Source organism: Flavobacterium psychrotolerans (genome assembly GCF_003097635.1).
In the GTDB taxonomy this organism is placed as follows: Bacteria; Bacteroidota; Bacteroidia; order Flavobacteriales; family Flavobacteriaceae; genus Flavobacterium; species Flavobacterium psychrotolerans.
On sequence record NZ_QCZI01000002.1, the window covers coordinates 122610 to 135389 of the forward strand.

Consider the following 12780-nt stretch of genomic DNA (forward strand, 5'->3'; position numbering starts at 1 on the left):
AGCGGATAATCAAAATTTGGAATTAAGATGAACAACCAGGGCTTATTTCTTTATTAATATTTCCATAAAATTGGATCTTTCAATTTCCCTACAACCTAAACTTTCCAGATGTTCATTATAAACCTGGCAATCTAATAGTTGGTAATTCGACTCTTTCAATTGTTTTACCAAAGCAATAAAAGCCACCTTCGAAGCATTTGAAACTTTAGAAAACATGCTTTCTCCACAAAAGACATGGCCCAAATCAATTCCGTACAATCCACCAACTAGCCCTTCGTTTTGCCAAACCTCAACTGATTTTGCAATCCCAAGTTCGTTCAGTTTGCAATAGGCCTCAATCATATCATTGGTTATCCAGGTCCCATACTGTCCCCTTCGTTTAATCTCCTGACAATGAGAGATGACTTCCCTAAAATTTTGATTGAAAGTAACTTTAAACACATTTCTATTGAAAACATTTCGCATACTCTTGGAGACAATCAATTCATCTAGAAACAACACCATTCGAGGGTTGGGAGACCACCAAATTATGGGTTGACCGTCTTCATACCAAGGAAAAACTCCACTATTATAAGCCAATCGTAGTCGTTCAGTTGATAAATCACCTCCAAAAGCCAAAATCCCTTCCGATGACGCTTCATGAACGGGTGGGAAAAATAGATCTTTTGATAAGAAATACAATATATGTTAATTTTATTTTATAGTTGATACTAATTTAATTCCAAATTTAATGCATTATTAAGTTTATTAGATGATATTTGAAAAATTTATACTCGTATAATTATTAATTATATTGCACATGCATAAAACGATACTTATTAGTTTTGCCCTATTAAGTTTTCAATTCATGAAATCTCAAGTTGAGGACACATTAGTAAAAAGTGAAACATTTCAAAGTTATTCTATTTCTAGAAGCGAGATCTACTTGTATAAAAAACCTAGATTGTTTGAGATGGTTACCCAATTACCTAAAGATTTTGTAGGCTCAATAAAAGATTTCGGGAAAACGAACAACCTCATCGCTCTAGGCGGAGCTACAGTGGCAACTGTAGCCTTGTTGCCAGCGGATCAATATTTACTTGAAAAATCGAGATCCGTTGGAGAAAAAATTGGATTAAAAGAAGTTGCCCGATATAAAAATTTTGGCCCTCTAAACAATATTCCTCCCAATGAGACATCTGCAATCTATCTAATTGGCAATGGCAGCACCTCAATATTGTTGAGTATGGGGTTTGCCACTTACGGTTTGATTAAAAATGATTATCGCTCCCTAAATACAGCCACTGGATTAATAGAAAGTCTTGCCATATCAGGTGTTTATAGTCAAACTATAAAACGGATTTCGGGGAGGCAAAGTCCTGAACCTGCCTTAAGAGACAGAAATCCTGGCGGAGATTGGAATCCAACACCTAGCTTTTCGGCCTTTACAAAACACACTCCAAACTATGATGCATTTCCTTCGGGACATTTAATGACCGCTACCTCAGCCTTGTATGTAATTCTCGGGAATTATCCTGATGTAAAATGGATTAAACCTGTTGGTTACACTCTAATTGGAGCCTTAGGATTTGAAATGGTTCAGGCTAATGTACATTGGGTTTCCGATTATCCGATAGCTCTAGTTATGGGTTATATCATTGGAAAAAATATTGCCAACAACAAAATCGAAAAAAGGACAATTGGAAATGAGAAGACAAAAAAATATTCAATAAATTACAATGCTTCACGGAGATCCGGATTTAACATGATAGGAGCTAATATTACTTTTTAATAAAATGAAAATAAAATGAAAATCAAACTTTTATCTACTATATTCTTCCTAGTAATTTTTAACGGAAATGCTCAATCTAACGATACTATTTCTTTGATTAAAAACCAAAAAAAAATATCATACAAACAATTCATTGCCCCCGCCACACTTATTACCGGAGGATTTTTATTGAAGGGTACGGGAGTAAATCGAAATTTTCAAAGTGACATCAGAAAAATTTTCGGGACTGATTTTCATACCAAGGCTGATAATTACCTTCAATTTGAATCTGTTCTTCAAATTTACGGCGGAAAATATTTAGGTTTCAAGCCAAAAAATGATTTTCTGCATCAAAGTATCAACATTGTTATTGCAAATGTCATTATGGGGGGAGTAGTTTTAACTATGAAACATACATTTAAAGAAGAAAGACCTGATATGTCCGATAATCTTAGCTTCCCTTCCGGACATACTGCAACTGCATTTACAAATGCTTCTTTATTATATTATGAATACAAAGACTCTAATGTTTGGTATGCGAGCAGTGGTTTTTTATTTGCTTCAGCTACTGGCATTTTAAGAATTGCCAACAACAAACATTACATGTCCGATGTTCTTACCGGTGCTGGAATCGGACTTGGAGTTGGTCTTGCCGTTTCTTACTGGAGTCCGTTTAAATCGATTACATTAGGGAAAAACAAAGCCCATGCCTTATTATATCCTCAAATTGGAAGTAATTACGGCATAGGCTTATTGGTTCATGACTAAAACCAAGTCATTTATTTTACTAACTAAATGCTAGAAAGGCAAATCGTCATGCTCTTCTTCGGTGAAATTTGATGCTGGTTCAAAAGCAGCTGCAGCAGGCATTGGCGGCACTTGACCTTGTGGTGCTTCGGTAGCTAATTTTTCAATTCTCCAACCTTGAATGCTGTTGAAATATTTGGTTTCCCCTTGAGGGCTTACCCATTCTCTTCCTCTAATATTGATGGAAACTTTTACGGGTTCTCCAATATGATAATTGTTTAACAAATCGCATTTATCCTGAGTAAACTCAATCATGATATGTTGAGGATATTGCTCGTCTGTAGTGACTACTAATTCTCTTTTTTTAAATGAGGCGCTCACTTGTTGTTCTGCATTAATCACTTTAATTTTTCCTGAAACTTCCATCTTCTGTCTTATTTATTGTTTGTTATTTTATTGCTTTTATTTTTAAATTCTCTCGGCCAGCAAAACCTTCCATGCAGAAAGAACGTCGTCATTCTGCAAAAATTCTTTGGCTTTTTGATGTACTTTCAAAATATCATCGGCACTCAAAACTCCTTTTACGGCAAAATTTTCTTTTACAAATATACTAACTTCTTGGTTTGTAGGCAAGGATTCTATATTTCCTAACCTCCCTAAATCATTTCCATCAAAAATTGGGCTTTGTTTGATATAATCTGGAATAGCATCTACCCCAATTCCTATTGTTGCTAATGGTTTTGGCACTTCAAACAGCCCTTGATTGGAGCGTGAATACCAGTTTTGGCCCATTCTGGAAATTAAATCAATTTTATACTGGTCAATAGAACCATTTTCATCCAAAATATTTTCAACAATATGGATTTTCAACACTTCACAAATAATCAAATTCCCTGCTCCGCCTTCATTTCCTAAACTGATGATTTCATTGACTCTGCATTCAAACTGAACTGGCGATTCTTTGACACGATATGGTTTTACCATGTCTGACGGGATTTGGGTTAATCCCGATTTTAAAAATTCATTGACGCCATCAGCATATTCGGTACTCGAAAGTGATACTTGATGCACCATGTCAAAATTCACAACATTAATCACGACTTCCCGAGTGGCTTCGGCATTAATTAACGTATGTTTTATAGTGTTGTCACGAACGCGGCGAGCAGGCGAGAAAATAAGTATCGGTGGATTCGAACTAAAGACATTAAAGAAACTAAAAGGCGACAAATTGGGTCTGCCACTTTTGCTCATTGTGCTTGCAAAGGCAATAGGACGTGGCGCTACGGCGCTTTGCAAATAGTCTTGAAGCTTGACTAAAGAAATATCTTTTGGTTCAATACTTATCATTACCATTATTGTTTAGGCAAAAATAGTGAAATTGAAATTCGTTTAAGGCCGTCCTCGAAAATATAAATCAATTAAACTACCCGGCACAAACATTTGAATTGTTCTTAAACAAAAAAGTATAAGACCCTTATTTTCAAAATATCGTTTGCCAGGTCATTTTGCAATCAAGATTATTTATCAACAATTACAAAAACTATAACGTTTTAGTTTGTTTTTCAGCTTCAAAAAAATTATTAGGCGGTAAAAATCTGGATTTATTATAGATTTCTTATAGAAAATAAAGGTAATTTTAACAAAAACCAACCAACTTCATGAAATCAAAAATCAAATTTCTAACATTACTCTTTTATTTTTTCCATTCGTTTCTTTTTGCGCAAACAAAAGCAAATGGAAAAGAGGTAATGATACAAGGTTTTCACTGGACTACCGATATATCGGCTACGAAATGGTACGAAGTGATTAAAAGTAACACAACAACCCTTCAAAATGCCGGTTTTGATGCTATATGGCTGCCTCCGCCAAGCAAATCAACCGGAGGTATGGGATATATTCCTACCGTATGGTATGACCTGAATACTCCTCATGGAACCCAAGCGCAATTAGTCTCATTAATCAGCGATCTACATGCAAAAAATATCAAAGTTCTTGCAGATATTGTAATCAATCATAGAGGGGGAACTACGGGCTGGTACGATTTTTCAACACCCACTTGGAGCACTCCTGGTCAAACTTGGTCCATTTGTAACAATTCGAATATTAGTTCCAGTGGACAAAAAGGAACTGGAAATACCGATTATGACCCTGTTCAAGCCGGTTTAAAATCTTCTGGAGAATCCGGTTCATTTTCAGCCGCAAGAGATTTGGACCATTCCAATGTGGAAGTCCGTAACGGAATAAAAACTTGGATGAATTGGTTAAAAACCGACATTGGTTTTGATGGGTGGCGCTATGATTTTGTTCATGGTTATGACGGCAAATACATCAAGGAGTATAATGACGCCACAAATCCTTATTACTCTGTGGGAGAATTGTTAGAAGGTGATAGAAACAGACTTGCAAAATGGATTGATTATACTAAAGCAGGAACCGCAACCGCATCCTCAGCTGCATTTGATTTCGCAACAAAAAGCGCTTTGCAAAACGCCTTCAATGACAATAATTTAAGTTATTTAAAAGACGGATCCGGAAAAGCCGCAGGTTTAATTGGAATTTCTCCAGAAAAAGCATGTACAATGCTTGACAACCACGACACTGGACCAAAGCCCTACGGTCAAGACTTATGGGTTTTCCCGGGCACTCAAGTCTTGAAAGGATATGCTTATATATTAACCCATCCAGGAACTCCCATGGTTTGGTGGCCCCATTACTTTGATTGGGGAATCAAAAAGGAAATTGACGCAATGATTAAAATCAGAAAAGATAACTTATTAAGCAGTACTTCCAATCTAAATATTGTGCAAGCCTCTAACAATTTGTACGCCGCAATAATTGATGACAAAGTAGCTTTAAAATTAGGCTCTGACAATTGGTCTCCATCCGGAACGGGATGGGTTTTGAAATTATCAGGGACAGGTTTTTCAATTTGGGATAAGGGAACTGTTATTGACGTCCCGAGTTTAACTATAACTCCTAGTGGCGGAACCTTTATTACCGGAACAACTGTTAATGTTGTTTTAACCGCCAATAATGCTACTTCTACCATTTATTACACGTTGGATGGTTCAACGCCAACTACGGTTTCAGCATCAGCTATAGGGACAAAAACACTTGCTATCACTAATTCAACAACACTAAAAGCGTTTGTGAAAAATTCATTAAATGTAAGTTCTGTTGTTGTAACAGAAATTTATACTTTTGGCGCACCTACAACTTTCACAGTCTATTTCAAAAAACCATCCAATTGGAATGCTGAAGTCAAAATCTATTATTGGTCCCCCACTGGAACTGCTCCAGTTATTGCCTGGCCCGGAGCTGCCATGACCTTAGATTGTGGCGATTGGTACAAATACACGTTCCCATCTACGGTAAGTGCTTCCAATTTATTGTTTAATGACGGGACACTAAAAACTACTGATTTAACAGCCACAGCCGGAATAAAATATTACGATGCCGCTTGGTTAAGCGCAGAACCCGTTAACAGATGTCAAACCGCAATTGCTCCCGACCTCACAATCTCACAACTAGGAGGAACTTTTACAACTGGAACTTCAGTAAACGTTGTTTTGACTGCCAATGTAACCGCATCTACCATTTATTATACTCTAGATGGATCGACACCAACCACTGCTTCAGCATCAGCTATAGGAACAAAAACGCTAGCGATAACTAATACAACCACTTTAAAAGCGTTTGTGATTAATGCAACAGGAGTTAGCTCAGCCATAAAAACGGAAGTATACACATTTACTACCCCTCAGACATTTACGGTTTATTTCAAAAAACCTTCCAATTGGAATGCTGCAGTTAAAATATTGTATTGGTCTACTATAGGAACAGCACCAGTTGTTGGAGTTGCTATGAGTTTAGATTGTGGGGATTGGTACAAATACACTTTCCAATCAACTGGGAGTACTTCTAATTTATCGTTTAATGACGGAACACTGAAAACTGCTGACCTAACAATTACAGCAGGAATAAAATATTACGATGTAGCTTGGCTAAACGCAGAACCCGTTAACAGATGTCAAACCGCCATTGCTCCCGACCTCACAATCTCGAAATCAGGGGGAACTTTTTCAACTGGAACTTCGGTAAATGTTGTTTTGACTGCCAATGTAACGGCATCTACCATTTATTATACTCTAGATGGATCAACACCAACCACTGCTTCAACATCTGCTATAGGAACAAAAACGCTAGCGATAACTAATACAACCACTTTAAAAGCGTTTGTGATTAATGCAGCTGGAGTTAGCTCAGCCATAAAAACGGAAGTATACACCTTTACTGCTCCTCCTCCAACTTTCACTGTATATTTCAAAAAACCTTCCAATTGGAATGCCGCAGTTAAAATATTGTATTGGTCTACTACCGGAAGCGCTCCAGTTGTCACTTGGCCAGGGGTTGCCATGACCTTGGATTGTAGCGATTGGTACAAATACACGTTCCCATCTACGGTAAGTGCTTCCAATTTATCGTTTAATGACGGAACACTGAAAACTGCTGACCTAACAATTACAGCAGGAATAAAATATTACGATGCAGCTTGGCTTAGCCCAGAGCCCGTTAACAGATGTCAAACCGCCATTGCTCCCGACCTCACAATCTCGAAATCAGGGGGAACTTTTTCAACTGGAACTTCGGTAAGCGTTGTTTTGACAGCCGATGTGGCCTCGTCAACCATTTATTACACGTTGGATGGTTCAACTCCCACTAAAGCTTCAACTTCTGCTGTTGGGACGAAAACACTTGTGATAACCAGCACTTCTACTTTAAAAGCGATTGTGATTAACGCAGCGGGAGTTAGCTCTGCCATAAAAACGGAAGTGTATACCTTTTCTGCTCCTCCTTCAACTTTCACGGTTTATTTCAAAAAACCTTCCAATTGGAATGCCGCGGTTAAAGTATTGTATTGGTCTCCAACCGGAACCGCTCCAGCTGTCGCTTGGCCCGGTGTTGCCATGACCTTAGATTGTGGCGATTGGTACAAATATACCTTCCCCTCTACGGTAAGTGCTTCAAGTTTATTGTTTAATGATGGAACATTAAAAACGGTTGATTTAAAGGCTACAGCAGGCATAAAATATTATGATAATGCTTGGCTAGTCGCTGAACCCATTGGTAGATGTGCAATATTGCCTAAATCTAGCGTTACCGTTTACTTTAAACCTCCAACAACATGGACAACCATTCCAAAAGTAAACTATTGGAATGCGTTGCCGACAGGAAGTGTTGCAAGCACAACTTGGCCAGGTATTAGTATGATTGCTGATAAAGATGGCTTCTATAAATATACTATTGTTGGACCGACCTCTATAAATGTAATTTTTAATAACGGAAGCAGTGGTACTGGCAATCAGTCGCCTGATTTACTAAATAAAACGGATGGGTACTCCTATACTTGGGGAGAAGATTCGACAATAATTCCAGATGAAAAAAAACGTACTGCAATAATTCATCCAAATCCAGTGATTGACATACTCAAGATTAGTTCAGAATCAGTAATTAGTAATTATAAAATCATAAGTATTCAGGGGGTTATTTTAAAAGAAGGGAAGCCAATTGAAAACTCAATAGATGTAAGCAATCTTAGCACGGGTATTTATTTTTTACAAATTAAATTTGAAAATGGTGTCGAAAAAACACAGCGATTTATAAAAAAATAATTTAAAAATCCATTTTAAAAAAGGAGGCTGTCTCATAATTAAAACAAGTCCTTGAGAATTGAATATTTGAGGCACAGTCTCCGATAAGATTCGAATAAAAAACAGAAAAAGAGGCTGTTTCACGAGTTGTGAGACAGCTTCCTTTTTTATTGATTCTGCAATTTATATTACTTATCAACAATTACCACAACTACAACGGTTTAGTTTTGATTTAATACACCAAAAACAGTTAAAATAAAAATACGCCACAATATTATTGCTATTTTATTATTAATTTCACAAACCTAGAACCAAACCTAGAACCAAACCTAGAACCAAACCTAGAACCAAACCTAGAACCAAACCAACCAACCAACCAACACATGAAACCAAAAAAAATTAATCTATTTTTAAAAAAATTACTGCTATTAGTGGTATTTCTTTGTTCTGCAATATTCTCAGAAGTTAATGCACAATCACCCTCAAATGCAAATGACATTATGTTGCAAGCATTTGGTTGGGATGTACATACTCAAACTTCCGTATCTACAGAAGGCGGACTTTATAATTATTTAAAAACCCGAGTTAGTGGATATGCCACCGCAGGTTTCAATGTTATTTGGTTGCCCCCACCAAGCAAGTCTACAGGAGGTGTGGGATATATCCCTACTGAACTATTTAACTTTACCCAAACTTCTTATGGCTCTGAAGCCCAATTAAAAGCATTACTAACCGCTTTGAACACAAGTTCTCCTAGAATACATCCAATGGCGGATATTGTAGTGAATCATAGAGGAGGCTCTACCAATTGGACTGATTTTAAGAACCCAATATGGGATTGTCATTCTATAACAAGTACTGACGAAGCCAATTTCGGGACAATATCTGGCGTTAAGCCTTGTGGAACTCCTGATACTGGTGAAGACTTTAACGGCGGAAGAGATCTAGACCATTCAAATTTACAAGTCCAAAATGGTGTAAAGGAATATCTAACTAGATTAAAAGCATTAGGTTTTGACAGTTGGAGATGGGATGTCGCCAAAGGATTTGCAGCGAGTTATTTTGGCGATTATATAAATTCATCTTCACCATACGCTTCAGTTGGAGAATATTGGGATGGAAATTCAGCAACATTAAAAACATGGATTAATGGAACAGGCGGAAAATCTGCGGCATTTGATTTTGCTCTATACTATAATGCTTTACAGCCAGCAATTAATAATGGCAATTATGCGGCTCTTGCCGGAAACCCTGGTTTAGCAGGACAATTTGGATATGCTACAAAGGCAGTTACCTTTATAGATAATCATGATACTTTTGTTAAATCTGGGAGCTTTGTAACTAGCGACAACATTATGAAAGGATACGCCTATATTCTCACACACCCAGGTATCCCATGTGTTTTCTTTCCTCATTACTACGGTGGAACCTATAAAAAAGACGGAGTAACTGTTGTCTACACCTCTAATCAAACAGAAATAGACAAACTAATGGCAATAAGAAAAGCAAATGGCATCAATGCCAATAGCTCTGTCGTTGTTTCAAATGCAAGCTCATTCTATTCCGCTACTATTGACAATAAAATTGTCGTAAAAATTGGCCCTGGATTGTGGAATCCAGGAACAGGTTGGATTTTAAAAATATCTGGAACAGCCTATGCCGTTTGGGAAAAAGAAACCATTGTCGACGTACCAAGTTTGACTATCGCCCCGAAAGGAGGATCATTTGTTACCGGAACAACCGTAAATGTTGTTTTAACGGCAAATAACGCTACTTCCACTATTTTTTACACTTTAGATGGTACAACTCCAACTACATCTTCCACATCTGCTGTTGGAACAAAAACACTGGCCATAACCAGCACAACTACTTTAAAAGCATTTGTAAAAAACATTTCAAACGTAAGTTCAGCTATTTCGAGCGAAGTCTATACATTTACAACCCCTCCAACTTTCACGGTTTATTTCAAAAAACCATCAAACTGGAACTCGGCTATCAAAATCTATTATTGGTCCCCTACAGGAACCGCCCCAGCCATTACTTATCCCGGAGCAGCTATGACTTTAGATTGTGGAGGTTGGTATAAATACACATTCCCGTCTACAGTTAGTTCTTCAAACTTATTGTTCAACGACGGAACATTAAAAACTGCCGATTTGACCGCAACAGCGGGTATAAAATATTACGATAATGCTTGGCTAAGCGCAGAACCTGCAAACAGATGTCCTGTTATTGCGCCTGATTTTACCCTATCGCAATTAGGCGGCACTTTTACAACTGGAACAACCGTAAATGTCGTTTTAACTGCCAATGCAACAACGTCTACAATATATTACACTTTAAATGGTTCGACTCCAACTACAGCTTCCGCTTCTGCTGTTGGAACAAAATCTCTCACTATAACCAGCTCAACAACTTTAAAAGCACTTGTAGTAAATACTGCTGCAATTAGCTCTGCGATAAAAACGGAAGTCTATACCTTTTCTACACCTACCACTTTTACGGTTTATTTCAAAAAACCATCAAACTGGAACTCGGCAGTCAAAATCTATTATTGGTCTCCAACAGGAACTGCTCCAGCGGTAACTTATCCCGGAGTCACGATGACTTTAGATTGTGGCGATTGGTATAAATACACCTTCCCATCAACAGTTAGTGCTTCAAACTTATTATTCAATGACGGAACACTAAAAACAGCTGATTTAACAGCTACGGCTGGCATTAAATATTATGACAACAGCTGGCTAAGTGCTGAACCTGCAAATAGATGTCTGTCAACAACCTCTGTTACTGTTTATTTTAAACCTCCAACAACATGGACAACTGTACCGAAAATACATTATTGGAACGCAGTGCCAACAGGAAGTGTAGCGGGCTCAACTTGGCCCGGAAATAGTATGATTGTTGATACAAATGGTTTTTATAAATATACTATAGTTGGGCCAACTTCTGTAAATGTAATTTTCAATAATGGAAATAGTGGCACAGGTAATCAAACCCCTGATTTACTGAACAAAACTGACGGCTTTTCTTATACATGGGGAGCAGTGGCAAGAATGATAAATAAAGCCGAATTAAAGTCTAATACTGTAATCGTTTATCCTAATCCTGTAACTGATGTACTCAAAATAAATTCAGAATCAACTATTGAGGATTATAAAATCATGAGTGTCCAAGGTACTGTTATAAAAGAAGGAAAGCCTGTTGAAAACTCCATAGATTTCCATGATTTTAGTACTGGTCTTTATTTTTTGCAAATGAAATTTGAAGATGGTAACGAACAAATACAACAAATTATAAAAAAATAATCGAGGAACCATTTGAATTAAGGCTTAAACATACTACATGTTTAAGCCTTTTTTTATGGAAAAATAAATTTTACAATCTTAGCAAGATTATTTCGTTATATTTATTCCCACAAAATAATTCATATGCAGTTTTCTAATAGGAAAAATATTACTCGATGGGTGTTAATCGCCGCATCTTTTATCATTATAACTTTGATTCTTTGGAACACCTACACATTCTTTCAAATTTTCAAAAACGAAGAACGCGTAAAAATGGAACATTGGGCTGAAGCCCAAAAAACCCTAAAAAATGCGGATGAAAATACCGATATCGAACTCCCATTAAAAATCATTCAAAACGCTAACATTCCCATTATTCTAACTGAAAATGATTCAATAATTAACACCATAAATATTGAGGAAAGTATTGTGAAAAACAAATCAGAGTCTTTAGCATTTTTGTCAAAACTCAAAAACCAAAACGAACCCATTGTCATAGAATATGTTCCGGGAAAATATCAATATTTATACTATGGAAATTCATCTTTACTAAACAAACTCAAATATTACCCGATTGCTTTGGTACTAATTATTGTGCTTTTTGGAGCCTTAGTGTTCAACTTTTACCAAAGTACGAAAATGGCAACTCAAAACAAACTGTGGGCAGGGATGGCAAAGGAAACGGCGCATCAAATCGGGACACCATTGTCCTCATTGATTGGTTGGCTCGAAATTATGAAAACTGATAATGTGGACGATACCACGGTTTTAGAAATTGAAAAAGACATCGTTCGACTTCAAACCATTACGGATCGATTTTCAAAAATCGGATCGGAACCTGTATTGGAATTTAGGGACATTGTTATGGAAACCCAAGAATCTTATGATTACTTGCAATCACGATTTTCCAAACAAGTGGAATTTAATTTTGAAGCTCCAAAAAAGCCTATCTATGTTCCTTTGAATTCCGCATTGCACAGCTGGACTATTGAAAACTTAGTAAAAAATGCTATTGACGCCATGAAAGGTCGCGGAAAATTAGCGGTTGTGATCGAAGAGGATTGGAAATTCGTAAAAATTAAAGTGATGGATTCTGGTAAAGGGATTCCTAAAAATCAATTCAAAAGTATTTTTGAACCCGGATTCACAACTAAAAAACGCGGTTGGGGATTAGGCCTATCGCTAACCAAACGTATTGTGGAAGAATATCACAAAGGTAAAATAAAAGTATTGTGTTCTGAGCTCAATAAAGGAACCACAATGCAGGTAAGTTTTAAGAAAGAGTCTTCCAAAGTAAATTAAACAAGAAATTCAAGGTAACAAAATTATAAGTAACTAAACGGAC

Annotated in this window: 8 protein-coding genes; 5 read left to right on the forward strand and 3 right to left on the reverse strand. The window is 36.9% G+C overall.

Features of this window, described 5'->3' with window-relative positions; translation table 11 throughout:
• Positions 1-42: 42 nt before the first annotated feature.
• Positions 43-681, reverse strand: a complete 639-nt coding sequence (gene aat, locus DB895_RS02390) for a leucyl/phenylalanyl-tRNA--protein transferase (RefSeq protein ID WP_116723752.1) — start codon at positions 679-681, stop codon at positions 43-45.
• A 166-nt stretch (positions 682-847) separates the two neighbouring features.
• Between aat and DB895_RS02395 the strand changes: the two genes are divergently transcribed.
• Positions 848-1771: a phosphatase PAP2 family protein gene (locus DB895_RS02395; protein ID WP_116723753.1), complete on the forward strand. Its 924-nt coding sequence runs from the start codon at positions 848-850 to the stop codon at positions 1769-1771.
• 15 nt (positions 1772-1786) lie between these two features.
• Entirely contained in the window at positions 1787-2518 is a 732-nt protein-coding gene (locus DB895_RS02400; protein WP_116723754.1) for a phosphatase PAP2 family protein, read from the forward strand.
• Positions 2519-2548: 30 nt separating this feature from the next.
• On the opposite strand, the gene DB895_RS02405 is transcribed toward DB895_RS02400, so the two are convergent.
• Together DB895_RS02405 and DB895_RS02410 are read right to left on the reverse strand one after the other, a co-directional pair.
• On the reverse strand, positions 2549-2923 hold the full coding sequence (locus DB895_RS02405) for a DUF3127 domain-containing protein (protein ID WP_116723755.1): 375 nt from the start codon (positions 2921-2923) through the stop codon (positions 2549-2551).
• A gap of 42 nt (positions 2924-2965) precedes the next feature.
• Positions 2966-3844: a flavin reductase family protein gene (locus DB895_RS02410; RefSeq protein ID WP_116723756.1), complete on the reverse strand. Its 879-nt coding sequence runs from the start codon at positions 3842-3844 to the stop codon at positions 2966-2968.
• 311 nt (positions 3845-4155) lie between these two features.
• On the opposite strand from DB895_RS02410, the gene DB895_RS02415 reads away from it, so the two are divergent.
• The 3 genes from DB895_RS02415 to DB895_RS02425 all read left to right on the forward strand — a co-directional run bounded on the left by DB895_RS02415 (position 4156) and on the right by DB895_RS02425 (position 12737).
• Positions 4156-8169 carry a starch-binding protein gene (locus DB895_RS02415; protein WP_116723757.1) on the forward strand — a complete coding sequence of 1338 codons (4014 nt, stop codon included), beginning with the start codon at positions 4156-4158 and terminating at the stop codon, positions 8167-8169.
• Positions 8170-8531: 362 nt separating this feature from the next.
• Entirely contained in the window at positions 8532-11456 is a 2925-nt protein-coding gene (locus DB895_RS02420; protein ID WP_116723758.1) for a starch-binding protein, read from the forward strand.
• 123 nt (positions 11457-11579) lie between these two features.
• The gene (locus tag DB895_RS02425) at positions 11580-12737 is read left to right on the forward strand and encodes a sensor histidine kinase (RefSeq protein WP_116723759.1); all 1158 of its coding nucleotides are present in this window, start codon (positions 11580-11582) and stop codon (positions 12735-12737) included.
• The last annotated feature ends 43 nt before the right edge of the window (positions 12738-12780 follow it).